22 protein-coding genes and 1 tRNA gene are annotated in these 25,306 nt (G+C 55.1%); 12 read left to right on the top strand and 11 right to left on the bottom strand.

The features are described from left to right. Window positions 1–28: 28 nt before the first annotated feature. Window positions 29–451, top strand: coding sequence for a ribonuclease E inhibitor RraB (gene rraB / locus F3I20_RS20700; protein WP_013359940.1), 423 nt, complete (start codon window positions 29–31; stop codon window positions 449–451). A gap of 56 nt (window positions 452–507) precedes the next feature. Continuing rightward, a complete protein-coding gene (gene miaE / locus F3I20_RS20705; RefSeq protein ID WP_150038479.1) occupies window positions 508–1,269 on the top strand; it encodes a tRNA isopentenyl-2-thiomethyl-A-37 hydroxylase MiaE in 762 nt (253 codons plus the stop codon). Window positions 1,270–1,305: 36 nt separating this feature from the next. Here miaE and F3I20_RS20710 read toward each other — a convergent pair whose 3' ends face one another. After that, on the bottom strand, window positions 1,306–1,806 hold the full coding sequence (locus tag F3I20_RS20710) for a GNAT family N-acetyltransferase (protein ID WP_150038481.1): 501 nt from the start codon (window positions 1,804–1,806) through the stop codon (window positions 1,306–1,308). A 98-nt stretch (window positions 1,807–1,904) separates the two neighbouring features. On the opposite strand from F3I20_RS20710, the gene F3I20_RS20715 reads away from it, so the two are divergent. Continuing rightward, entirely contained in the window at window positions 1,905–3,101 is a 1,197-nt protein-coding gene (locus F3I20_RS20715; protein WP_150038483.1) for a hypothetical protein, read from the top strand. A gap of 77 nt (window positions 3,102–3,178) precedes the next feature. Here F3I20_RS20715 and F3I20_RS20720 read toward each other — a convergent pair whose 3' ends face one another. From F3I20_RS20720 to pepA, 3 genes are all read right to left on the bottom strand, one after another. Beyond that, window positions 3,179–6,034, bottom strand: a complete 2,856-nt coding sequence (locus F3I20_RS20720) for a valine--tRNA ligase (RefSeq protein WP_150038485.1) — start codon at window positions 6,032–6,034, stop codon at window positions 3,179–3,181. Window positions 6,035–6,039: 5 nt separating this feature from the next. Then, window positions 6,040–6,498 (bottom strand): DNA polymerase III subunit chi, encoded by a 459-nt coding sequence (locus F3I20_RS20725; protein WP_090963995.1) that lies wholly within the window; start codon window positions 6,496–6,498, stop codon window positions 6,040–6,042. 65 nt (window positions 6,499–6,563) lie between these two features. Beyond that, window positions 6,564–8,075 carry a leucyl aminopeptidase gene (gene pepA / locus F3I20_RS20730; protein ID WP_009092357.1) on the bottom strand — a complete coding sequence of 504 codons (1,512 nt, stop codon included), beginning with the start codon at window positions 8,073–8,075 and terminating at the stop codon, window positions 6,564–6,566. Window positions 8,076–8,343: 268 nt separating this feature from the next. On the opposite strand from pepA, the gene lptF reads away from it, so the two are divergent. Both lptF and lptG read left to right on the top strand, forming a co-directional pair. Then, the gene (gene lptF, locus F3I20_RS20735) at window positions 8,344–9,444 is read left to right on the top strand and encodes an LPS export ABC transporter permease LptF (RefSeq protein ID WP_150015882.1); all 1,101 of its coding nucleotides are present in this window, start codon (window positions 8,344–8,346) and stop codon (window positions 9,442–9,444) included. Beyond that, a complete protein-coding gene (gene lptG, locus F3I20_RS20740; protein WP_033731354.1) occupies window positions 9,444–10,520 on the top strand; it encodes an LPS export ABC transporter permease LptG in 1,077 nt (358 codons plus the stop codon). The genes lptF and lptG overlap by 1 nt, the downstream gene beginning before the upstream one ends. A gap of 185 nt (window positions 10,521–10,705) precedes the next feature. Here the strand turns inward: lptG and F3I20_RS20745 are convergent, their stop codons facing one another. The 3 genes from F3I20_RS20745 to F3I20_RS20755 all read right to left on the bottom strand — a co-directional run bounded on the left by F3I20_RS20745 (window position 10,706) and on the right by F3I20_RS20755 (window position 15,232). Beyond that, a complete protein-coding gene (locus tag F3I20_RS20745; protein WP_150038487.1) occupies window positions 10,706–12,004 on the bottom strand; it encodes a DUF445 domain-containing protein in 1,299 nt (432 codons plus the stop codon). A gap of 26 nt (window positions 12,005–12,030) precedes the next feature. Continuing rightward, complete coding sequence (locus F3I20_RS20750; protein ID WP_150015880.1) at window positions 12,031–13,533, bottom strand: helicase HerA-like C-terminal domain-containing protein; 1,503 nt, start codon at window positions 13,531–13,533, stop codon at window positions 12,031–12,033. Between the two features lie 121 nt (window positions 13,534–13,654). Beyond that, entirely contained in the window at window positions 13,655–15,232 is a 1,578-nt protein-coding gene (locus F3I20_RS20755; RefSeq protein ID WP_150038489.1) for an ABC transporter substrate-binding protein, read from the bottom strand. A gap of 688 nt (window positions 15,233–15,920) precedes the next feature. Between F3I20_RS20755 and F3I20_RS20760 the strand changes: the two genes are divergently transcribed. From F3I20_RS20760 to F3I20_RS20770, 3 genes are read left to right on the top strand one after another with little or no spacing between them, the layout of a single operon-like run. After that, window positions 15,921–16,649, top strand: a complete 729-nt coding sequence (locus F3I20_RS20760) for a gluconate 2-dehydrogenase subunit 3 family protein (protein ID WP_095706284.1) — start codon at window positions 15,921–15,923, stop codon at window positions 16,647–16,649. A 30-nt stretch (window positions 16,650–16,679) separates the two neighbouring features. Further along, the gene (locus tag F3I20_RS20765) at window positions 16,680–18,449 is read left to right on the top strand and encodes a GMC family oxidoreductase (protein WP_150038491.1); all 1,770 of its coding nucleotides are present in this window, start codon (window positions 16,680–16,682) and stop codon (window positions 18,447–18,449) included. A 4-nt stretch (window positions 18,450–18,453) separates the two neighbouring features. Further along, on the top strand, window positions 18,454–19,716 hold the full coding sequence (locus F3I20_RS20770) for a c-type cytochrome (RefSeq protein WP_150038493.1): 1,263 nt from the start codon (window positions 18,454–18,456) through the stop codon (window positions 19,714–19,716). A 43-nt stretch (window positions 19,717–19,759) separates the two neighbouring features. Here the strand turns inward: F3I20_RS20770 and F3I20_RS20775 are convergent, their stop codons facing one another. From F3I20_RS20775 to F3I20_RS20790, 4 genes are all read right to left on the bottom strand, one after another. Then, window positions 19,760–20,428, bottom strand: coding sequence for a MarC family NAAT transporter (locus F3I20_RS20775; protein WP_150015875.1), 669 nt, complete (start codon window positions 20,426–20,428; stop codon window positions 19,760–19,762). 15 nt (window positions 20,429–20,443) lie between these two features. Continuing rightward, a complete protein-coding gene (locus tag F3I20_RS20780; protein WP_150015874.1) occupies window positions 20,444–21,079 on the bottom strand; it encodes a hypothetical protein in 636 nt (211 codons plus the stop codon). Window positions 21,080–21,209: 130 nt separating this feature from the next. Further along, window positions 21,210–21,719 carry a YjjA family protein gene (locus F3I20_RS20785; RefSeq protein ID WP_150015873.1) on the bottom strand — a complete coding sequence of 170 codons (510 nt, stop codon included), beginning with the start codon at window positions 21,717–21,719 and terminating at the stop codon, window positions 21,210–21,212. A gap of 168 nt (window positions 21,720–21,887) precedes the next feature. Further along, entirely contained in the window at window positions 21,888–22,193 is a 306-nt protein-coding gene (locus tag F3I20_RS20790; protein WP_150038495.1) for a hypothetical protein, read from the bottom strand. Between the two features lie 58 nt (window positions 22,194–22,251). On the opposite strand from F3I20_RS20790, the gene F3I20_RS20795 reads away from it, so the two are divergent. From F3I20_RS20795 to F3I20_RS20810, 4 genes are all read left to right on the top strand, one after another. After that, window positions 22,252–22,653: a DUF2382 domain-containing protein gene (locus tag F3I20_RS20795; protein WP_150038497.1), complete on the top strand. Its 402-nt coding sequence runs from the start codon at window positions 22,252–22,254 to the stop codon at window positions 22,651–22,653. Between the two features lie 16 nt (window positions 22,654–22,669). Next, a complete protein-coding gene (locus F3I20_RS20800) occupies window positions 22,670–23,653 on the top strand; it encodes a YsnF/AvaK domain-containing protein (RefSeq protein WP_150038499.1) in 984 nt (327 codons plus the stop codon). Window positions 23,654–23,869: 216 nt separating this feature from the next. Beyond that, window positions 23,870–24,901, top strand: coding sequence for a DUF1176 domain-containing protein (locus F3I20_RS20805; RefSeq protein WP_150038501.1), 1,032 nt, complete (start codon window positions 23,870–23,872; stop codon window positions 24,899–24,901). 122 nt (window positions 24,902–25,023) lie between these two features. Further along, window positions 25,024–25,108 (top strand) — tRNA-Leu (locus F3I20_RS20810). Window positions 25,109–25,306 lie beyond the last annotated feature (198 nt).

The raw sequence follows: 25,306 nt of genomic DNA on the forward strand, positions 1-25,306 counted from the left end.
TATTGCCGAACTCAGAGAGGACATTGTCATGGCATATGAAGCATTACTGGAAGAGCAGCAGGAAGAGACGCGGCAGATTATCGAAGAGCTGCTGGAGGATGGCAGCGATCCTGATGCGCTCTATACCATCGAGCATCATCTCTCATGCAATAATTTTGATTCACTGGAAAAAGCCGCGGTTGATGCGTTCAAGCTGGGTTATGAGGTGACTGAGCCGGAAGAGCTGGAGCTGGAAGATGGCACAACCGTGATGTGTGTCGACATCATCAGCGAATCTGCGCTGAAGCCTGAACTGATCGATGTGCAGGTTGAGCAGCTGGTGAACCTGATTGGTAAGTACAACGTCGACTACGACGGCTGGGGCACCTATTTCGAAGATCCTGATGCCGAAGATGAAGACGAAGATGACGACGCCATCGAAGATGAAGATGATGATGGTATTCGCCACTAAGTAGCCGGGGCGGAGAGTTCTCCGCCTGTCACTTCTGCCACCCCTGTTCTGACATCATGAATTACGCACCCTTACTCGAACCGATTTATCAGTTTCTGCACTGCCGTACGCCACAGGCCTGGATTGATGAGGCGCGGAAGCCGGAAAACCTGACCCTGCTGTTAACCGACCATCTGGTGTGCGAGTTGAAAGCCGCCCAGACAGCGGTGTGGCTGATCCGCAAATATGTCGCTGACAAACCCAGCGGCGATGCCATTCTGGCGTGGCTCAAGCCCTATGAAGATTTTATCTTCCGCGAAGATGGCGACAGCGACTTTATCAACGCCCATAAAAATCTGACGAAACGCATCATCGTGCGCAATGCGCTGCCGTGGGCGGATGAACTGGTGGAGAAGATGGTGCTGCTGATTAAAGAGGAGCTGCATCACTTCTATCAGGTGTGGGAAATTATGCAGTCGCGCGGGCTGGTCTATCAGAAGATCACCTCCAGCCGCTATGCCAAATCGCTGCTGCGTGAAGTGACCACCCATGAGCCGGAAACGCTGGTGGATAAGCTGATTTGTGGTGCCTACATTGAGGCGCGATCCTGCGAGCGTTTCGCCAGTCTGGCACCGTATCTTGATGATGAACTGGCGAAGTTCTATATTTCGCTGCTGCGCTCCGAGGCGCGGCATTATCAGGACTATCTGACCCTGGCGGCGCAGATTGCCGGTAAAGATATCACGCCGCGGGTGCAGGCGATTGGCGTGACAGAAGGGCGGTTAATCAGCGAACCCGATAACGAATTACGCTTTCACAGCGGCGTTCCGGCGTTCTGATTCAATCATATCAGCGGGGGCTGTCTGCCCCGATTGTCACAGCAGTTTCAGCATGCGCACTTCGCAGTCGACATGGCCGGTACAGCCCATCGCGCCGTCGATATGCTCAAAGCCCAGCGACTCATAGAGTTTAATGGCCCGCGTCAGGCTGGCGGTCGTTTCAAGGTAGCAGCGACGGAAGCCGTGGCTGCGTGCATGCTCCATCGCCCGCAGCGCCAGTTCGCGCGCCAGACCCTGACCTCGCACCGCAGGCAGAAAGTACATCTTTTGCAGTTCGCAGATATCGGGCGCGCTGCAGGCGAGAGGCGCCACGCCTCCGCCACCCACGACCTTGCCCTGATACTCCACAATCCAGTAGGCGCTCTGCCCGGCACTGTAGAGCTCAAACAGCTGGTCGAGCTGGGGATCGGATACGGTATAGCCCTTGTCAGCCGTCAGGCCGAACTCCGCAGAAACATCACGGATCACCTGGGCAATATGCGGATTATCGGCGGCCGTAATTGGCCGCACCTGGAGGTGTTGAGAGTCAGAAATCATGTTGGGATTGAGTTATGCGAATCGGTTAAACATTTACCACAAGTAACATTATCGTCATCTAAAAGCAATATTCACCACAGGGCAAGGAGCCACACGTTATGTTTTTTAAATTCAATCTAAAAATCATCAAAGATCTTTCCTTACTTTTTATTATAATGGGGTTTATGAATGTATGGGGTTATTTTAAATGGATTGGTAGGGTTGATGTATTTCCTCTTATTATAAATAATGTAACTGGTGTGATTGCCATTCTGATAACTTCTCTTTTCTTTTTTGGCGTATTTTCAATTGTCTTGCTAGTTCCGTCAGTGCTTTGTTCACTTTCCGGCATGCAAAATAGTAAAGGGAATCGATTCAATAGGAAATATAACGAAGGCTGCTGTGCCATAACTGCTTTAACTGCGGTTGTTACTGCCTTTACATTATTGTTATTCGAGGTTATGTCTTATTCATGGTGGCTTTTAATAACGACTACTGCTGCAGCGTCACTGATACATGTTATATTTAATTATTTTCTTAATGGTAAAAGACAAGAAAACCGACGTAAAGCTCTATCTCGGTTAGAGGTAATAAAAATTAAATTCATTGAAGAATCTATTATAAAAAAAATGAAATTTACGATGCTATATATTAGGCTTAGCGCTGTTTTTGTTAATGCATGCTACATCTTATATTCTCTCCTGGTTGCTATAATATCAACACTCCCACTTGCATATTTATTACAGGGCGGTGTTTATTTTTCAGAAAGCGGTTCGTTGACTGAGTATTTTATATTTTTAGTGTTGTATTTATTGCTTTTTATGCCTGTTTTACTTTCACTTGTGATGTATAAAAAGAAAGTACACCACGGCATAAAACCCGTTATGGCTCTTTCTCCAGCAATAGTAATTGCAATCTTCGCCATATTTTCTGTTCAGCTTATACAGATTAATCAACGATCAATTGAAATAGTTGGAATGGCTTCATGGCACGAAAGGGCCTTTGCTTTCAAATCTGAAATTTTCCCTGCGCATTATTTTCCACAGGATATTTGGGGTGCGAGTAAGGTCTCTGGCTCAGACCGTATTATTGAGGGCGTAGAACTTTTCTCAAATGGAGAAACTCATCTCATCTGCCCAAAAAATATTAAGATGCTAAGAGAGTTAGCGTTGAAAAAAAATGCCTTTGCCTGGCAGGTGGATGAAAAAGCCAAGAAGAAGTTAACTGACATGAGCCAGTATTGTTTATTAGCGAAAAGCGAGCAGGTTAGAACAGGTGCTGTATTTTCCTCATTATTTGAAACTCAAAAGCACTAAATATTTTCCCTTAAGAGTCGTTTATAAATAAAAAACCCCGCGCCAGAGCGCAGGGTTTTTTCAGAGCAGCGAATCAATCAGAGCGCCGCAATGACCGCCTGCTGTTCAATCAGTTTTGCTTTTGATTGTTGCAGGTCTGCCACGCGTTCGCGCTCTTTCGCAACGACCGCTTCCGGCGCACGCGAAACAAAGCCTTCGTTCGCCAGCTTGGTCTCGATCTTTTCGATTTCCACATCCAGCTTAACCAGCTCTTTCGCCAGACGCTCCAGCTCAGCGGTTTTGTCGACCAGATCCGCCATCGGGATCAGCAGCTCTGCGCCTTCCACAATTTTAGTGACCGAGACCGGACCTTTCTCGCCTGCCGGCAGAATGGTCAGGCTTTCCAGACGCGCCAGGCGCGACAGGAAGTTGCGGTTCTCTTCAACGCGGCGCTGGGCAGCCGGTGAACAGTCACGCAGCAGCACATCCAGCGGCTTGCTCGGCGCAATGTTCATCTCCGCACGGATATTACGCACGGCAACGATCGCCTGCTTCATCCACTCGATATCGGCTTTCGCTTCCGCATCTTCTTTCGCCGCATCGTACTGCGGGAAAGGCTGCAGCATGATGGTGTCGTCGCTGATATTTTTCAGCCCCTTCACGCGCTGCCAGATGGTTTCAGTGATAAACGGAATAATCGGGTGCGCCAGACGCAGCAGCGCTTCCAGCACGTGAACCAGCGTATGACGGGTGCCGCGCAGCTCCGCTTCGCTGCCACTGTTCATCACCGGCTTGGTCAGCTCCAGATACCAGTCACAGAACTGGTTCCAGGTGAAGTCATACAGAATGTTCGCAGCGATATCGAAACGGTAGCTGTCCAGTGCTTCACGGTAGGCTTTCACCGTATGGTTGAACTCGGTCAAAATCCAGCGATCCGCCAGCGACAGCATCATGTCGCCGCCGTTCTGTCCGCAATCCTGGTCTTCGGTGTTCATCAGCACAAAGCGGCTGGCGTTCCACAGCTTGTTACAGAAGTTGCGATACCCTTCCAGGCGCTTCATGTCCCAGTTGATGTCGCGACCGGTTGAGGCCAGTGCCGCCAGCGTAAAGCGCAGCGCATCGGTGCCTGATGGCTCGATGCCGTTCGGGAACTGCTTCTCGGTACGTTTGCGGATCTTCTCGGCCAGCTGCGGCTGCATCATGTTACCGGTACGTTTTTCCAGCAGCGCTTCCAGCGAGATGCCGTCGACCATATCCAGCGGGTCAATCACATTGCCCTTGGATTTTGACATCTTCTGGCCTTCTTCATCGCGGATCAGACCGGTCATGTAGACGGTTTTGAACGGCACCTGCGGTTTGCCATTTTCATCTTTGATGAAGTGCATGGTCAGCATGATCATGCGGGCAATCCAGAAGAAGATGATGTCGAAGCCGCTGACCAGCACGCTGGTTGGATGGAAGGTGCGCAGCGCTTCGGTATTCTCCGGCCAGCCCAGGGTGGAGAAGGTCCACAGACCTGAGGAGAACCAGGTGTCCAGCACGTCATCATCCTGACGCAGCGCCACATCGGCGGCCAGGTTGTTTTCCGCGCGCACTTCCTCTTCGGTACGGCCAACGTAGACGTTACCGTTGTTGTCATACCACGCCGGAATGCGGTGACCCCACCAGAGCTGACGGGAAATACACCAGTCCTGAATATCGCGCATCCAGGAGAAGTACATGTTTTCGTACTGCTTCGGCACGAACTGGATGTCGCCATTCTCAACGGCTTCAACCGCCACTTTCGCCAGCGGCGCGGTACGCACATACCACTGGTCCGTCAGCATCGGCTCGATCACCACGCCGCCACGGTCACCGTAAGGTACGGTCAGGTCGTGCGGTTTGATCTCGTCAAGCAGGCCCAGCTCATCGACAGCGGCAACAATTGCTTTACGCGCGGCAAAGCGTTCCATGTTCTGGAAAGCCGCCGGGATCTCATCGGAACAGGCATCGCTGGCTTCGCCGTTGGTGTCATACACCTGGGCGCGGTCGCGGATATCACCGTCGAAGGTGAGGATGTTGATCATTGGCAGCTTGTGACGACGACCGACTTCGTAGTCGTTGAAGTCATGCGCCGGGGTGATCTTGACGCAGCCGGTGCCTTTTTCCATGTCGGCGTGTTCGTCGCCCACAATAGGAATCAGACGACCAACCAGCGGCAGCATCACGAATTTGCCAATCAGATCTTTATAACGAGGATCTTCCGGGTTGACCGCCACGCCGGTATCGCCCAGCAGGGTTTCCGGACGGGTGGTCGCGACCACCAGGTAATCTTTACCGTCGGCGGTTTTTGCGCCATCAGCCAGTGGATAGCGGATATGCCACATGGAGCCTTTGCTCTCGCGGTTTTCCACTTCCAGATCGGAGATCGCGGTGCGCAGCTTAGGATCCCAGTTCACCAGACGTTTGCCACGGTAGATCAGGTTCTCTTTGTAGAGGCGAACAAACACCTCTTTCACGGCGTTGGAAAGGCCGTCGTCCATCGTGAAGCGCTCGCGCTCCCAGTCGACGGAGTTACCCAGGCGGCGCATCTGACGGGTAATAGTGCCGCCGGACTCCGCTTTCCACTGCCAGATTTTCTCGATGAACGCATCGCGGCCATAGTCCTGACGCGTTTTGCCCTCTTCAGCCGCAATTTTGCGCTCAACCACCATCTGCGTAGCGATGCCCGCGTGGTCAGTACCCGCCTGCCACAGGGTATTTTTCCCCTGCATGCGCTGGTAACGGATCATGGTGTCCATGATGGTTTGCTGGAAGGCGTGACCCATGTGCAAGCTACCGGTGACGTTCGGCGGCGGGATCATGATGCAAAAGCTTTCCTGTCTGGTATCGCCATTCGGTTTGAAGTAGCCCTGCTTTTCCCAATGCTCGTAAAGCGGCTGCTCGATATCTTGCGGGTTATATGTCTTTTCCATTTCTGCTATGTCGTTTGCGGCTGTGGTGGCGCTGCCGTATTCAATTGGAATCCAACGCTGCGATACGCTTTGTAGCGGTCGCGCGCCAGTTGTTTGAGAGCGTCCTCGTAAGGAACGAAGTCTATCACTTCATGGAAAGCAGTAGCAAAATCTGCGAAGTGGGGCAGCAGGCTAATCAGCAGGTCGCGCTGTGAACTGCCGCGACGCTGTGGCCAGGCCAGCTCAACCGGCGCACCGTAGCGCGGGCCTTCACCCGCCAGGTTGTGCGGCACGAATGCGTTTGCCGGTCGTTGCCACAGCGCTTCGTCAAGACGAATGGCCTGTTGTTCATCTTCGCAGGCGATCAACACCCGCTTTCCGGCCCGCCAGCGTGTTTCCGCCAGATTACACACCAGCGCTTCAACGGCGCTCAGGCCATCGCTCGGGGCATCGGTTTCCAGCACGTAGAAGGTTGCGTTTTTCATCGGTTAGCTCATCAGAAGATCAAGGGCGGATTCACATCCGCCCCTGCTGTCAGAAAAGAGGGCGCTTAGTCGTCGCCGTTCAATCCTGCCCGATTCAACAGAAACTGCGACAGCATCGGCACCGGACGTCCGGTGGCACCTTTGGCCTTGCCGGAACGCCAGGCGGTACCGGCGATATCCAGGTGCGCCCAGTTATATTTGCGGGCAAAGCGTGCCAGGAAGCAGGCGGCGGTAATCGCGCCGCCAGGACGGCCACCGATGTTGCCCATATCGGCAAAGTTGGACTCCAGCTGCTCCTGGAACTCATCCGCCATCGGCAGACGCCAGGCGCGGTCGCCTGACTGCTCCGAGGCGCTGATCAGCTCATGCGCCAGCGGATTGTGGTTCGACAGCAAACCGCTGATGTGATGGCCCAGCGCAATCACGCAGGCTCCGGTCAGCGTTGCCACGTCAATGACCACTTCCGGGTCGAAGCGTTCCACGTAGGTCAGCGCATCGCACAGCACCAGACGGCCTTCGGCGTCAGTGTTCAGTACTTCAACTGTCTGGCCAGACATGGTGGTCAGCACGTCGCCCGGACGCATTGAGCGGCCATCCGGCATGTTTTCACAGCCCGCCAGCACGCCCACCACGTTCAGCGGCAGATTCAGCTCTGCCACCATACGCATCACGCCATAGACGGCAGCCGCGCCGCACATGTCATATTTCATTTCGTCCATGCTGTCGGCAGGTTTGATGGAGATGCCGCCGGAGTCAAAGGTCAGCCCTTTACCCACCAGCACAATCGGGCGCGCTTCAGCATCCGGATTGCCTTTGTATTCAATCACCGACATCAGCGATTCGTTCTGCGAACCGGCACCGACAGCGAGATAGGCGTTCATGCCCAGCTCTTTCATCTGCTGTTCGCCGATCACGCGAGTAGTGACATTTTTGCTGAAGGCATCAGCCAGCTGGCGCGCCTGTGACGCCAGATAGGCGGCATTACAGATGTTTGGCGGCATATTGCCGAGATCTTTAGCGGCTTTCATGCCGGCAGCGACCGCTAATCCATGCTGGATAGCGCGTTCGCCGCTGGTCAGCTCACGGCGGGTCGGCACGTTAAATACCAGTTTGCGCAGCGGACGACGCGGCTCGGCTTTATTACTTTTCAGCTGATCAAAGTTGTAGAGCGCCTCTTTTGAGGTCTCCACGGCCTGACGTACTTTCCAGTAGGTATTGCGGCCTTTGACATGCAGCTCGGTCAGGAAGCAGACCGCTTCCATAGAGCCGGTATCGTTCAGCGTATTAATGGTTTTCTGAATGACCTGCTTGTACTGGCGTTCATCCAGCTCACGCTCTTTACCGCAGCCAATCAGCAGAATACGCTCAGACAGGATATTTGGCACATGATGCAGCAGCAGTGTCTGGCCCACTTTTCCTTCCAGCTCGCCGCGGCGCAGCAGGGCACTGATGTAGCCATCGCTGATTTTATCCAGCTGCTCGGCAATCGGTGACAGACGACGCGGTTCGAAAACGCCAACGACAATGCAGGCACTGCGCTGTTTTTCCGGGCTTCCGCTTTTTACACTGAACTCCATGCACTCTCCTGAATCTTAAAGACAACGGCCGCTGCTGCCGCTAGAATGTAGCGCGCTCATGACCCATTTATTCATCGTCGCAGCATGACATTCTGCCGCTGGAGGTCATAATGAATCAGGGTGACAAGATGTTGTTTTTTCACCACCCGGACGCGTTTTTCATACAAATTTAGCTACGGCGACGGCCATCGATGAAGAAAAATGGCTGATAAGCGTTGAAACTAGCGATTTTCCTGCAAAAAGACAAGTTTTCACAGGCGTACTAAGCGTGATCATCATTAGATATCTGGTTCGGGAAACGCTCAAAAGCCAGCTGGCTATCCTGTTTATCCTGCTACTCATCTTCTTTTGCCAGAAGTTAGTCAGGATCCTGGGAGCCGCGGTGGATGGCGAAGTGCCGACAAACCTCGTTCTGACCTTGTTAGGACTCGGTGTGCCTCAAATGGCACAACTTATACTGCCCTTAAGTCTGTTTCTGGCGATCCTGATGACCCTGGGGCGTCTCTACACGGAAAGTGAAATTACCGTGATGCACGCCTGCGGCCTGAGTAAGGCCGTCCTGGTAAAGGCGGCGATGGTACTGATGCTGTTTACCTCGATAGTGGCGGCGGTGAACGTCATCTGGCTGGGGCCGTGGTCATCCCGCTATCAGGATGAGGTGACGCAGAACGCCAAAGCGAACCCAGGTGCTGCAGCGATGGCTGCCGGACAGTTCCAGACCTCCAGCGACGGCAGTGCCGTGCTGTTTGTGGAGGATGTGAAGGGCAATAATTTCGGTAACGTGTTCCTGGCGCAGTTACGGCCAAAAGGCAATGCGCGTCCTTCGGTGGTGCTGGCAGACAGCGGTCACATGGAGCAGCATAAAGATGGCTCGCAGGTGGTGACGCTGGATAAAGGCACCCGCTTTGAGGGCACGGCGCTGCTGCGTGATTTCCGTATTACCGACTTCACCAACTATCAGGCCATCGTGGGATATAAAGCGGCAACGCTCGATCCTAACGATGCAGAGCAGGCCAGCATGACTGACCTGCTCGCGAATAAGACACCGGATTTCCAGGCCGAGCTGCACTGGCGTCTGACGCTGGTGTTTGCGGTGCTGGTAATGGCGCTGATGGTGGTGCCGCTCAGCGTAGTGAACCCGCGTCAGGGTCGCGTGCTGTCGATGCTGCCCGCCATGCTGCTCTATCTGATCTTCTTCCTGTTGCAGAGCTCGCTGAAGTCGAGCGGGGCGAAAGGGCGGCTCGATCCGGCACTCTGGATGTGGGTGGTGAATATCAGTTATCTGGTGCTGGCGGTGCTCCTTAACCTGTGGGATACGGTGCCGATGCGTCGGATTCGCGCCCGCTTTACCCGCGGAGGGTCGGTCTGATGTTTCGCGTACTTGACCGCTATATCGGTAAAACCATCTTCAATACCATCATGCTGACGCTGTTCATGCTGGTGTCGCTTTCTGGCATCATCAAGTTCGTCGATCAGCTGCGTAAAACCGGTCAGGGCAGCTATAGCGCCCTGAGTGCCGGTTATTACACCCTGCTGAGCGTGCCGAAAGATATTGAAATTTTCTTCCCGATGGCGGCCCTGCTGGGCGCGCTGCTGGGACTGGGCGCGCTGGCGCAGCGCAGTGAGCTGGTGGTGATGCAGGCGGCGGGCTTTACCCGCATGCAGGTGGCGCTGTCCGTGATGAAAACGGCGATCCCGCTGGTGCTGCTGACCATGGCGATTGGTGAGTTTGTTGCGCCATCGGGCGAGCAGATGGCGCGTAATTATCGGGCGCAGCAGCTCTATGGCGGCGCACTGGTCTCAACGCAGAATGGTCTGTGGGCAAAAGATGGCAATAACTTCATCTATATTGAGCGCATCAAAGGCGACAACGAAATTGATGGGGTGAGCATCTATAACTTTAACGATCAGCGTCGTCTGCAGAGCGTGCGTTACGCGGCGACGGCGACCTGGGATGCGGCTAAGAAGCGCTGGATGCTGTCACAGGTCGATGAGTCAAATCTGACCGATCCGAAGCAGATTACCGGTTCACAGAGTCTGAGTGGCGAATGGAAAACCAATCTGACGCCGGACAAGCTGGGGGTGGTGGCGCTGGATCCGGACGCATTGTCGATTCGCGGTCTGCACAGCTACAGCAAGTATCTGAAGCAGAGCGGCCAGGAAGCGGGACGTTATCAGCTGAATATGTGGAGCAAGATTTTCCAGCCGCTGTCGGTGGCGGTGATGATGCTGATGGCGCTGTCGTTTATCTTCGGTCCGCTGCGTAGCGTGTCGATGGGAGTGCGTGTCGTAACCGGTATCAGCTTCGGCTTCCTGTTCTACGTGCTGGACCAGATTTTCGGTCCGCTGAGCCTGGTTTACGGCTTGCCGCCGATTCTGGGGGCGATTCTGCCGAGCTTTGCGTTCTTCGCGATCAGTCTGTTTATGCTGATTAAGCGGCGCTAAGCGCAATGAATGCAGTAAAAGAAAAGGCCGCGCAAGCGGCCTTTTTTGCGACCCGTGTAAGGCTCAGGGAGCCTGCGCTTTCCACAACGACGCTACCCATGCCCGGCAATGCTTTACGACAGGCGTATGCGCCCATCGTTTTATGTCTGCCAGCCGGAGGAGTACTGCAGTGGCCTGAAACGGCGTTACGCCACGCTATTTATCCAGCCTGACAGTGCGGGCAGGGCAGCGGGCAGCTGCGACAGCAGATAGAGAATCAGCCCGATGGTGCCGCCGACCAGCGTACCGTTGATACGGATAAACTGCAGGTCCTTGCCGATGTTAAGTTCAATCTGCTGCGACATATCGCGCGCATCCCAGCTCTTCACGGTGTCGCTGATATGACGCGTCAGGAAGCTGGCAAACTCCGGCGCAACGCTGCGCGCCGCCTGTTCCAGATGCTGGTTCATGGAGTCACGCAGCGCCGGGTCGGCGGCCAGGGTTTCGCCGAGCCACAGGGCTGCACCGCGCACTTTCTCCTGCACGCGCGAATCATCGCTGCTGAGATCGGCCTTGAGCCAGTTGCGCATATCATTCCACAGTTCGCCGATGTAGCGATTGAATGAAGCATCTTCTTTCAGCCAGCCCTTAATCTCTTCGGCGCGCTCCGCCATTTCCGGGTCGGTCTGCAGTTTAACGATCAGTTTATCAACCGCCCGGTTGAAGCCGAGGCGCAGCTCATGGCCCTGATCCAGCGCCACATCATCCAGCAGGGAATCGACCGCGTTTGCCACCAGCTCGGCGCTGTGTTCGCCCAGCCATTCAGTCGGCAACATTTTGGATTTGATCGGATGCTCGCGTTTCAGCCAGCGCACCAGCTGCATGGCGATAAACTCGCGGGTACTGGGCTTATGCAATAACTTCAGCAACTGGTCGATGGCCGCGTCCAGCAGTGCCTGATGACGGTTATTTTTGGTCAGGCTTTCCAGCACCATGGCGCTGGTCTGGCTGAGATCGACCTTGTCGATGGCGCGATGCACCGCGCGGCGCATAAAGGTCTGAATCCGTGCGTCATCGGTGAGATCCAGAAAGCCGCGCATCACCTGAAGCAGATGGCGGCCAACGCGGTCGGCGTTGCCCGGCGCATTCAGCCATTGTGCCAGCAGGTTTGAGGGATCGTGACGGCGAATCAGATTCAGCAAAGAGTCGGTATCAAGAAACTTCTCCTGCACAAAGCGCCCGAGGTTTTCACCGATACGATCTTTGTTACGCGGAATGATGGCGGTATGGCGCGAGATAAAGGGCACCGGCACGCGCCGGAACAGCGCCACCACGGCAAACCAGTCCGCCAGTGCGCCGACCATCGCAGCCTCCGCAATCGCTTTGACGCCGCTGACCCAGAAGCCAGGCGGCAGAAAAAGGGTGACGATAAAAGTGGCGACGGCGAGCAGCAGCAACAGCAGCGCCAGGCGTTTCATCCGTTTCAGTTCGTAGTGTTTATCCATAACCTGATCTTAGCAGAGAGCGGGATTCATCGGCGACGGCCACCCAGCAGGCTGCCGAGCACCCCACGGATAATCTGATTGGTGATCTGGCGGGTGGCGCTTTTCGCCATGGTCTGCACCACGCCATCGTGTTTGCCGCCGCGCGGGCCGGTGTGACCGAACAGGATCTCTTTCAGACCGCCGAGAATGCCATTATCGACTGCGACAGCGTCGCCTTTGGCCGGTGGCGCACTCGCCTCATCGCTGGCGGCCTGGAAGCCTTTTTGCAGCTTTTCAAACGCCGATTCGCGATCGATTTCGGTGTCATATTTGCCATAGAGCGGCGAGTGGTTGATCAGGCCGTTACGCTCATCGCCGGTGACCGGACCCATGCGCGAGCCTGGGGCAATGACCATGGCGCGTTCCACCACCGACGGACTGCCTTTGGCATCCAGAAAGGAGATCAGCGCTTCGCCGGTGCCCAGCGCCTGAATCGCTTCCACGCTGTCAAACGCCGGGTTGGCGCGCAGCGTATCGGCGGCCGTTTTCACCGCTTTCTGATCTTTCGGCGTGAAGGCACGCAGGGCATGCTGGACGCGGTTGCCGAGCTGTCCCAGCACCCGGTCGGGAATATCTGCCGGGTTCTGAGTGACGAACCAGACGCCGACGCCTTTGGAACGGATCAGCCGCATCACCTGCTCGATTTTTTCCAGCAGGACGGCTGGCGCGTCAGTAAACAGCAGGTGCGCCTCATCAAAGAAAAACACCAGCTTTGGCTGATCGAGATCGCCCGCTTCCGGCAGATGCTCGTAAAGCTCTGACAGCAGCCACAGCAGGCTGGTGGCGTAGAGTTTTGGCATCTGGTAGAGCTTCTCGGCGGAGAGGATGTTGATGACGCCTTTACCGTTGCTGTCGACGCGCATCCAGTCGGCGATATCCAGCATCGGTTCGCCAAAGAAGTGTTCCGCACCCTGTTGCTCCAGCGTCAGTAATCCGCGCTGGATCGCGCCCACCGAGGCGCTGTTGATATTGCCGTAGTGGGTCTGGAAGTTTTTGGCGTTGTCACCGATGTATTGCGTCATGGCGCGCAGATCTTTGAAGTCCAGCAGCAGCAGACCCTGATCATCGGCGATGCGGAAAATAATCTGCAGCACGCCGCTCTGTACTTCATTCAGATTCAGCAGGCGCGCCAGCAGCAGCGGACCGAGATCGGAAACGGTGGCGCGCACCGGATGGCCTTTCTCGCCGAAGATATCCCACAGCACCACCGGATTGCTCTGCGGCTGCCAGTCGGTGACGCCGATTTTCGCCAGCCTCTCCTGCAGCTTTTCGCTGGACTGGCCCGCCATCGCCACGCCGGTTAAATCGCCTTTAACATCAGCCATAAAGACCGGCACGCCAATGCTGGAGAACGATTCGGCCAGCTTCTGCAGCGTCACGGTTTTCCCGGTGCCGGTCGCACCGGTAATTAAACCGTGACGGTTGGCCATTTGCGGTAACAGATGAAGTTCGACGTCTGGCGTACGGGCAATCAGTAGCGGGGAAGTCATGGTTTTCCACTCTCAGTCAAAGGATTATGCCTGAAGGATAGCAAGCGGAGCATAGACAGGAGGAGAACAATTCGTCAAAAACGCGGCCGCTGCCCGCAGAGCAGCGGCCTGAAAGGCAGGATTACTTCTGGACCTCTTCGAAATTGAGCAGGCTGACGCCGATGCCCTGCTGCAGATGACTGAGGTTGCTGCGCACCGCCACCTGGGTCGCGCCCTGTAAGAGTACGATAAACGGCGAATCCTGCTGGATGCGGGTTTGCAGCCCGGTATAGAGGCTACGGCGTTTAGCCGCATCGCTCTCTCCGGCGGCGGCGCGGGTCTGTGCACTCAGCGCCGGAATGGTCCAGCCGACACGCCATGCCAGGGTTTTGCCGCCGCCTGGCACGTTAGAAGCAAAGGTGCTGGCATTGGTGTTAGGGTCGATATAGTCCGCGCCCCAGTAAGTGAAGATTGCCTGGAAGTCGCGGCTGCGCATTTTGCTCCACAGCTCCGATTCCGCCACCGGCTGGATATCGAGCTGCACATCCGCTTTGGCAAAACTCGCCTGCAGCGCCTGCGCCACATCGATATAAGGCGGCTGGTTCACCACCGTCAGCGCGATGTGAGTGCCCGGTTTGATGCCGCCTTTCTGCAGGATTTCCTGCGCCTTTTTCAGATCGTAATGGAACGGCGTGGTGTTCAGTGCACCATCGAAGCCATCCGGCAGGAAGCTCTGATGGATGCGGTACTGACCTTTCAGCAGCTGATTTGCCAGGCTGTCATAGTCCACCAGCCAGCGTGCCGCCTGCCACAGGGCCGGATTTCCCAGTGCCGGTTGCTGTGCGCTCTGAGTGTTTAAGCCGATGTAATAAACCAGGCTGGACGGGAAGGCATCGACCCGCACATTTGCCTGTGTTTTCAGCGCGGCTATCTGGTCCGGACCAAGCTGATAGGCGACATCCACATCACCCTGCTGGAGCAGCAGTCGGCGGCTGCCGGCATCGGCTACGCCCTTGAGCAATACCCGCTTCAGATGCGGCTTCTGCGTGCTGTAAGAGTTAGCTTCCAGCACCAGCGCTTGCAGCGGGACAAACTGTTTGATGGCATACGCCGCGCTGCCAGCCGAGCGCGTTTTCAGCCAGGCGTTGCCGTAATCGTTATTGCTGACGTGTTCCTGGGCCAGTTTACTGTCAACGATGGAGGCGACCGGCGCGGTCAGCAGGCGCAGCGCCAGATCGCTGCCAATTTCAGCGGGCCAGCGCAGCTCAAGCTGGTGGTCACTGATCACCGTGAACTGCTGATCGATATTTTCCGGCGTCCAGCCAAACTCCCCCAGGATAAAAGAGGGCGCTTTATTCAGCTTCACCGCGCGGGTTAAGGAGAAGACCACATCCTGCGCGGTCAGCGGATGACCGCTGGCGAAACGGGCCTGCGGGTTGAGGTCAAATACCAGGCTGCGCGGCGTTTTTCCGGCCTGCCAGCGTGTGGCGGCGAGTGGCGAGAGCTGCTGCGGGTTCTGATGATTCGGCTCCAGCAGCGTCTGGTAGATATTGCGCAGGCTGCTGTTACTGACGGTTTCAAAACTTTCCGCCGGATCGAAACTGATGATGCCATCGAGTGGCACGGCGACCACCAGCGTGTCGGCAGGCGTTGCGGCCTGTGCCGGGTGAATCAGTGCCAGTGCAGTCAATAAAGAGAGTGAGAGTAGCGTTTTGCGCATCGAGAGTTATCCTGAGTCGTTGATCACTCTACTTTATCGGGTGCCGGATAATCTCAAAATGCCGCTTTGTTATGAGCTTTGCACAATTACTTGCTTAGTTATTCAGGCAAAAACACAAATTAAGATAATGTCCGTCTGTCATTATTTCAGCGTCATTTTACAGCAGGCGAAATAAAGCAGGATTTACTCAGGCGATCACAATTTGCGCACTGTCTGATTGTATGGCCATCAGAGTCACTATAGTGTTAACGATGAGAATGATTCTCTTGTATGGAAGTATGATATTTTTTTATCGGTTATTCGGCGTGATGATGACGGGAGGAAAATAATATCCGTGGCTTCTGCGTCAAAAAGGCTAAATACCCGATGTTTATGCGGTTTCATACGCAATTTCCTCGCTGTAAATCTTTTACCTATCCGTAACCCTTCCGCAACACCATGATAAACTTTCACTGCGACACATTTTAAATTCAATTTTTACATTCAGACATGGTTATATCCCTAATATTGCCAGGCTATTAACCGATATGTTCCGTTAGTCACCGAACCATAATTCTACCTGCCTTCTCTGTTCTGCCATTGTCTGTGCTGTGCGCGTTTATCTCTGCGGAGAGTTTCCTGCCTGCACCCGGCCTTTCAGCGTCATAACACAGTAAGCGGGTATTTAGCAGATGAGAGTCGTGCGGATATGCTTTTAGAAAAACCCACCACCAGGCGTAAATTTTTGCTCGGTTCACTGCTGGCGTTGCCATTAAGTGAGCTGGTCCTGAAAGGCATGACTGCGGCACAGGCTGCAGAGATGGCCGCACCCGAGTTAGCCGATTACAAACCGATCTTTTTTAGTGCCGACGAATGGCAGTTCATTCTGGCCGCCACCGACCGTTTGATTCCGGCGGGCGGCAAAGGTAAAGCGCCGGGCGCGCTGGAAACCAACGTGCCGATCTTTATCGATCAGCAGCTGCACAGCGAAGCGTTTGGCAGCGAAATCTATATGCAGGGGCCTTTCAACACGAAAGCACCCGCCACGATGGGTTATCAGATCCCGTTCCGTCCCCAGCAGATGTATCAGACCGGTATCCGGCTGATCAATCAGTGGTCGCAGAACACGCACCAGAAAGCGTTTCATGCGCTGACGCTGGAAGAGAAAGATGCGGTGCTGACCCAGGTCAACAAAAACGAGATCGACTTTGCCGCGCTGGGTGAAGCCGATCTTAAACCTTCCCATTTCTTCAGCCAGCTGCTTTCCGATACTAAGCATGGCTACCTGGCCGACCCGATGTACGGCGGTAATAAAGGCATGAAAGCCTGGATCGCCATCGGATTCCCGGGCGCGCGTGCCAGCTTCACCGAATGGGTGAAACAGCACAACGTTCCTTATCCGCTCGGCCCCGTCAGCATCAAAGGTGAACGCGCATAAGCGCTTCCACATCAGGTAAACAGGATTATCATGGCACAGGTTACTAAAAAAGAAGTCGACGTCGTGGTCTGCGGCCTCGGCTGGGCAGGCTCGCTGATGAGCATCGAGCTGGCACTGGCAGGTCTGGACGTGCGCGCCCTGGAGCGCGGCGGCGATCGCGATTATGACGAGTTCGCCTACCCGAAACCGGCGGATGAATACGCCTATGCGGTGCGCAACAAAGTGTTTGCCACACCCGCCGAAGTGGCGGTCACCGTGCGCTACAACAGCAGCCAGACGGCATTGCCAACCCGTAAATGGGGCGCGTTTGCACCAGGCACTGGCGTAGGCGGTTCCGGCCTGCACTGGACGGCGGTATTGATCCGTCCGACGCCGACCGATATCAAACTCAAAACCTACGTTGACGAGGCTTACAAGCCGGGCATTCTGCAGGAAGATATGCGGGTGATGGACTTTCCGTTTAGCTGGGAAGAGATCGAGCCCTATTTTTACAAATTTGAACTGATTTGCGGCCAGTCGGGTAACACCGGCAACCTGCGCGGCAAAATCCTGGAAGGCGGCGACCCGTTTGAAGGCCCGCGTTCCGAGCCTTATCCGCTGCCCGCGCTGGATGACACGCTGAACAACGTGATGTTCAAAGAGGTGGCGACCAAACTCGGTTACCACCCGTTCCCGAACCCGTCAGCATGTGTATCGCGTGCGTGGAAAAACCCGTACGGCAACCAGATCGCACCGTGCAACTACTGCGGCTACTGCAGTAAATATCCGTGCCTGAACTACTCCAAAGCGTCGCCGCAGACGGCGGTGATGGATTCGCTGAAGCGGATGCCGAACTTCTCGTATGAAGTGAATGCGGAAGTGATTAAGGTCGTGCTGAACGATGATAAGAAAACCGCCAAAGGCGTAATCTACATCGATGCGCAGGGCAATGAGTGCTTCCAGCCCGCGAAAATCGTGGTACTGAGCAGCTTCCAGCTCTACAACGTGCGCCTGATGCTGCTTTCCGGCATCGGCAAACCTTACAACCCGATTACCGAAGAGGGCGTGGTAGGCCGTAACTACGCGTTCCTGTCGAACGGCGGCGCAACGCTGTTCTTCAAAGATAAAAACTTTAATCCGTATGCGACTGCGGGCGCGACCGGCCAGATGTTTAACGATATCTCGCCAGGCAACTTCGACGGCCCTTCACTCGGCTTCCTGGGCGGCGCGAAGATCCACAGCTCACAGGCAACCGGCACGCCGATCAGCACCGCGCTGCCAAAAGGCACCCCGACCTGGGGCATGGGTTACAAGGAAGGGCTGGAGGAGTGGTACGGCCATTCGATGAAGATCAGCATCACCACCACCTGCCAGTCTTATCGCGACATCTATCTGGATCTCGATCCGAACTACAACGATCACCGTGGCCTGCCACTGCTGCGTATGACGTTTAACTGGAAAGAGAACGAGCTGAAGCTGCAGCAGCATCTGAAAGGCATCGTCGGCAACATCGCCAAAGAGCTGAACCCGGACAGCATGAGCATGAGCTTCCTGCCGATGGGCGCGGACTTCGATATCACCAAATATGTCTCTACGCACAACGTGGGCGGCGCGGTAATGGGCGATAACCCGAAAACCTCGGCGCTGAACAAGTATCTGCAGAGCTGGGATGTGCATAACGTCTTTGTGCCCGGCGGCAACGCCTTCCCGCAGAACTTCCAGGCGAACCCGACCGATACCATCGGTGCGATTACTCTGATGGCGGCGCAGGCGATCAAAGATCACTACCTGAAAAATCCCGGCCCACTGGTACAGGCATAAGCGCATGAATAAGCTGAAACTGAAGTCTTTTATTTTTGCTAACGCGGTGCTGCTGGCCAGCGGATTTGCGCTGCCGGTTCACGCCGAAGATGAAGCGCAACTGATTAAGCAGGGCGAGTATCTCTCGCGGTTGGGCGACTGTATGGCGTGCCACTCGCTGCCCGGCAAACCGGCCTATTCGGGTGGACTGGCGATTGAGTCGAACCTCGGCACCATCTTCTCCACCAACATCACGCCGGACAAGCAGTATGGTATCGGCAACTACAGCGAGCAGCAGTTCTCTGATGCGGTGCGCAAGGGTGTATTACCGGACGGATCGCATCTCTATCCGGCGATGCCATATCCTGACTACGCCAAAATCAGCGATGCCGATATCCACGCGCTCTACGTCTACTTCATGAAAGGCGTGCAGCCGAGCGCAGAACAGCCACCGGAAACCGATCTGAGCTTCCCGTTCAGCCAGCGCTGGGGCATGCGGTTCTGGAACTGGGCGTTCGCGTCCGATAAGCCGTTCCAGCCGATTGGCGGTGCATCAGCCGAAGTTAACCGCGGTGCCTATATCGTGGAGAGTCTGGGTCACTGCGGCAGCTGTCATACGCCGCGTGGTCTGGGCATGAACGAGAAAGCGCTGGATAGCGGTGACGATAAATTCCTGGCGGGCGGCAGCCTGAATAACTGGGATGTGCCGTCACTGCGTGGTCTGCCACACTGGAGCGAGCAGGAAGTCATCGATTACCTGCAGACCGGCCGTAACGATAAAGCGGCAGTAGGCGGCGAGATGACCTCGGTGGTGGAGCACAGCAGCTCACACATGACCGATGCCGATCTCAAAGCTATCGCGGCCTACCTGAAGTTCCTGGGCGGCAATCCGCCATTGCAGGCCTTTAACGTGCAGGCGCAGCAGGCAACGGAAGCGAAACTCACCGTCGCGAAGAACCTCAGCGAAGGCGAGCGTCTCTATCTGGATAACTGTGGTGCCTGTCACTTCGTGACCGGCAAAGGCGCACCGGGGATCTTCCCGGAGTTGGATCAGGCGACGATCGTCAATGCCAAAGATCCAACCGGCTTGATTCACACCATCCTGGCGGGCGCACAGCAGCCTTCCACCGCGAAAGCCCCGTCGAAACTGGCGATGCCGGGCTTTGCCCAGCGTCTGAGTGATGATGAAGTCGCGCAGCTGGCGACCTTTATTCGTCAGGGCTGGAGCAATACCGCGCCTGCGGTGAGCAAAGATCAGGTTGCTGAAGTGCGTAAAACGCTGAAGTAATCGCGCTTTCCCCTCTGCCTGTCCGGAGAGGGGAAAACCCGGATTAGTGAAAGGTGCGCACCACTTCCAGTACGCCGTTAATGATAAACTGCACGCCCATACAGACCAGCAAAAATCCCATCAGGCGTGAAATCGCCTCAATACCGCTTTTGCCCACCAGCTTCATGATGGCCCCCGAACTGCGCAGCGAGATCCACAGGATCAGGCTCACCAGCAGGAAGGTCAGCACCGGCGCAACACTGATCACCCAGGCGGGAAAATCGACGCCACTTCTCACCGTTGAGGCAGAGGAGATGATCATCGCAATGGTTCCCGGTCCCGCCGTGCTTGGCATCGCCAGCGGCACAAAGGCGATATTCACCGGCTCTTTGGCCCCATCCAGCTCATCCAGTTTATGTTTCGCTTCGACCGAATGACCTGCGGGCTTCGCCGGAAACAGCATCCGGAAGCCGATAAAGGCGACAATCAGACCGCCCGCCATACGCAGACCCGGTATAGAGATACCGAAGGTGTTCAGCACTGCGCTGCCCGCGTACCACGCCACCATCATGATGGCGAAAACGTAGATGGAAGCCTGGCGCGCCTGACGGTTGCGCTCCTGGAAGTTCATGTCACCCGCCAGCCCTAAAAACAGCGCCACGGTGGTGAGCGGATTCGCGAGCGGCAGAATGACGACCAGCCCCAGGCCGACCGCTTTAATCAGCTCCAGCATGTCCGATCTCCCTGGTTAGTGTTTCGGGCGCTCCAGCGCCTCAAGCAGCTCCGGGAAGAAGTCCTGCAGGATTTCGGGCGTCATCAGTTCGGGATACTGCATAAGATGTTCGCGGATACGCTCATTGACGTCCGGCATCAGACGCTGGGCCGCGGCGCTGGCGGTGATTTTGTGCTTCTTCATGGCGCGCAGCAGATCGCCTGGCAGCGCGTCTTCGTCATCGCCGTCGTCGACCATCTCCAGCGCATCCAGCTCGTCGAACATCTCCATCAGCGCTTCGGTCTGCGGCGTGCGCGACTCATATTCACGCGGATGTTCATCTTCCAGGAAGCGCAGCATGGCGCGCATCGGCGTGCCGTCTGGCGTGGAAGGCGGTTCAGCGGCGAACCAGCTCAGCAGCTGGTGCATGGTGACCTGATGGACACGATAGCCGCTGTCGACCAGCTCATCGGCCAGCAGTTCGGCGGTTTCATTTTCAATCAGGCAGATGTGGGTGCGTTTGGGTTCGTACTGCTCCAGCCACTGGTAGATCTCTTCAATCACGCCATCGTCATACTCGAATTTTTTGCTGAGATAGCTGCCGTCCTGTTCATGAACGCAGGCCTGAATCTGATCGGGGTCGAAGTAAAGTGCGATGTTGATGCCTTTCATGCGTGCTGTCCTGTAGAAACCAAAACAACACTATAGCGCTCAACCCCAGGTTAAGGGAATGTCAGGCATCACAGCAAAGCGGGGTTTAACGCTCCCCTCAGAGAAGAGAGGGGAGAGAAGAGAAGAGGGGTCAGGAGATAAAGTTTTTGCCCTGCTTCAGGACCACGTCGCAGGCTTTGGTTTTCAGCTTCTCACCCATCGGTGAGTTGCTCAGGCTTTGCAGATTGAGCTGCTGGCCGTTCCCGGTGTTCAGCAGTCCTGCCACGCCCTGGGTGTAGTCGGTTTTCTGTTCCTGCGCGGTAGCCGTGTTCAGACCGAGCTTGCTCAGTACCTGATCTTTCACCGACTGCACGTTGTTTTTCACCACGTTATGTTCGACGCAGTACTGCATCACACCGGCGGCATTGGTCATGCTGTTGGCGCTGACCGCTTTGTCGCCGCCGCCCAGCATGCTGGTAATAGTAGAGAGCGACATGCCGCCATTCTGCTGGGTGGTGCTGGTGGTGCTGCCGTTATTCTGCTGGCTGAGCTGCGACGCTGCACTGCTCAGCTGATCCTGCCAGCTTGCCGCTGATGCACTGCCTGCCACCAGAAGTGCCGCCATGCCCAACATCCATGCACTGCGTTGTGCCTGTTTCATCTTAACCTCAGTATCTGCGTATTCAGTTTTGCTAAGAGAGCCTGACGTCCAGAAAGTTCCTGAACTTCCTTCATAAATAACGCTTTGGGAATCTTCTGTAATAAAGACGATAAAATATTCATATGAGCACGGGGGTTATTATTTCGTGAGGCGATTCTCCCTGATGCGTTAATTATCTCTCCGGCTGAAACATTCTTTAATATTCTCTCCGCTTTTATCAGGAATTGTCCTGGTCTGAATTAAAAAATTCGTTTTTCTATAAGCGGATTTATAATCCTTTGCGTCTGCGGTGTTAATATTTACCCATGCAATTAATTTTTCACAACTTGCAGTTTTATAAGGGATTTTTATTTTTAGCGTAGCGGTAGGGAAAGAGAGTTTACGGGTTTCAGACGAGGTTTTTCGTGCCGAAATTAAATCGTGCCCGCAAAATTTTTTATTATTCTGCCTTGCGAAAATCGTGAGGGTGTTCATGCTTAACCACTGTGTCAGGCAGTTGTGGCCGATATTTAAAATTAACGGGAGAGTTATTATGGCTGGACAGCCAGAGCACAATAATAATGCAGAGGTCACGCTTAAACTCGCTGAAGAGCAAATAGCCCTGACGAAGCAAAAGATTGTGGATGGACATGTCCGCGTTACCCGTTCCACAACTGAACATGACGAGGTCATCAGTACACTGCTTACCCAGGAGAAGGTTGAGGTTAAGCATGTAGTGAAAGCACAGCCCGTTGAAACGATGCCCGAAATCAGGGAAGAGAACGGTGTACTGATTGTCCCGGTAGTCGAGGAAGAAATCCAAATCGTCAGAAAGCTGGTGCTTAAAGAGGAAATCCACATCCGAAAAGTGCAGGAGAATGTTCCTTTTCAGGAAGTGGTGACCCGACGTGAGCAGCAGGTGAACGTTGAGAGAGATGACGATCAAATCAGCTAACAGAGAGGAACCTATCATGGCACAGGAAAAAATCGTAACACTGTTCGATTCTGCAATTCAGGCAGAGGCCGCGAAAAGAAATCTCGTGAAAGCAGGCTTTTCTGATCGGGACATCAGTCTTATCAGTGGAGAACGTTTGCAGCAGGAAGGGCAGTCTATCCGCCATCCGAGCCTGTGGCAGCGTCTGTTTGGGCATGACGTCGATAAAGATGAGGCAGATGTCTATACCCGAGCAATGGACAAGGGCGGCGTCGTGCTGACCATCCGCACCGAGGAAGAGAAGCTGGCCCGCGCCATGACGATTCTCCATTCTCATGACTCAGTGGATGTGCCGTCACGTATGCAAAGCTCCGTTGAGAACGGCACCACCGCGCCCGGCATCAACCCGACCGCTGGTAAGCAGTTTGCCGGTGAGACCAACGACCGCCCGGCTGAGCCGCTACGCACCTCACTGACCGGTGATGAGAGCGAAGCTGATATTCTGCGTCTGGCCGAAGAGCAGATCGAAGTGGGCAAACGTCTGGTAAGCGAAGGTTCCACCCGCGTACGACGCTATACCGTGACCGATAACGTTTCTGAAGATATCTCGCTGCATGAGCAGCACGCTGACATCTTCCGTCGCTCGGTGAATGAACCGGCACTGGCCGGAGAAGTGGACTGGTCTGAGAAAACCGTCGAAGTCGCTGAGACCCATGAGCAGCCGGTGATTAACAAAACGACCCACGTTAAAGAAGAAGTGGTGGTGCGTACCGACGGCAGCGATCGTACCGAGACCATTAACGACACGGTGCGTCGTCAGGAAGTGGACATCGACCATGCACGAGGTGGTCTGGAGAGCGAACTGCCGGGTACGACCGCAGGGGTAAAACCTGCCGTCGCTACGCAGTCACCAGCAGCGCATAACCGCAACCACAAAGAGAGCCTGACTGATAAGGTGAAGGACAAAGCTGGCGAAGTGAAGGATAAGGTGGAGCATAAGCTGCATGATCATTCGCATTGAGGCGCTCATCCTGACAACGACAGGCGCTAATGGGTATCGCTGATACCCGATGCTGAAGATGCAAGAAAGAGCCAACCGCAAGGTTGGCTCTTTTGCGTTGTGGGGGAGGGCAATAAAAACGGATAACGACGTCAAATTCTCTTCGATATAATCAGGCGCTATCTGTGCAGGCCGGACAGAAATAAAACCTGAGGGATTAAAGTGAACTGTAAACCGATGCTTTTCGTACTGGCCATGCTCTCCCTGTCGGCTCAGGCCGCCCAGAGCGGAAAAACGCTTGAGCACAAAGACTGGGAAGTTGTCTGTGATAACACTCGGACCTGCCGCATTGCGGGTTATGCCAAAGAAGAGGACCCCTCCGGCTCCATCCTGCTCACCCGTGCCGCTGGACCCGCAACGGAGACAGTGGGCGAAGTGACGCTCGGCGACACCGAAGATGACAGCGAACCGGCGGAAAAGCTGACGCTGTGGATCGATGGGAAATCCGCTGGCGATCTGGTGGCGGCCGATGACAACTGGCGAATGTCTGCCAGTCAGACCGCTGCTGTCATTAGCGCCGTCAAGGGCAGCGGTAAAGTTGAATTTAAAGGCGGCACCAGGCCATTCCAGCTTTCCGGCGAAGGCGCGTATGCCGTGTTGCTGAAAGCGGACGACGTACAGGGCCGTATCGGCACGCCAGGTGCGCTCACCAAAAAGGGCAATAAACCGGAAAGCAGCGTGGTTAAGGCTGTGCCCGCACCGGTTATCCAGGCAGCGAAAACCCTCGGCGGCGAACCGCGTTTGCTGACTGCCTCGGAGAGCGACGCGCTTAAAACCCGACTGCTTGCAACGGTCAATCATAATGATGATGACACATGCGACAGCCTGTATTCACCTGCAGAAAACAGTGACCCTGAAACTGACGGACTCACGCTTACGCCACTGGATGACACACACGCTTTGCTTTCGGCGCTCTGCTGGCGTGCCGCTTATAACGAAGGCTATGGCTACTGGGTCATCGATAATCAGCTAAAAGGAAAGCCTGAACTGGTGACCATTTCCGGGTCGGATTATGACAAGGGCGAGATTACCAGTGTGCAGAAAGGACGGGGTATCGGGGACTGCATGAGCCAGGAGAGCTGGGTATGGGATGGCAAGGCTTTCCGCAAAAGCTATGACGGCGGGACCGGCATGTGTCGTTACATCCATGCGGGCGGCACCTGGGATCTGCCGACGCTGGTAACGGACGTGAAGCCTGTTTCGGGTTAAGCAGGTGAACCTGAGAACCCAAAAGACGGTTTTTTCAGCAGTTGCACCACTGCCTGCGGATAAGGGTTGCGGAAACAGGGGGTAACGGTATAATCCTCAACGTTTTCCGCATACCCTTCAGTGCCGAAGTGGCGAAATCGGTAGACGCAGTTGATTCAAAATCAACCGCCGCGAGGCGTGCCGGTTCGATTCCGGCCTTCGGCACCATGTATGCAAATTAAAGTCGCTTAAAGGCGGCTTTTTTTGTTTCTAATACTCTGGAACTGAGTGTTTCGCATCTGACCTGCCCCCAGTATTAGATACAACCTTCAGTTAGTAACGTCGGTTTGTTTACCCTCACATTTTCCATTCCGCCACCGTGCTGCAAACTCTGACGGCGTCTGATAATTCAGCGATGAATGCGGT

The sequence above is a fragment of the Candidatus Pantoea gossypiicola genome, assembly GCF_008632075.1.
Classification (GTDB): domain Bacteria; phylum Pseudomonadota; class Gammaproteobacteria; order Enterobacterales; family Enterobacteriaceae; genus Pantoea; species Pantoea gossypiicola.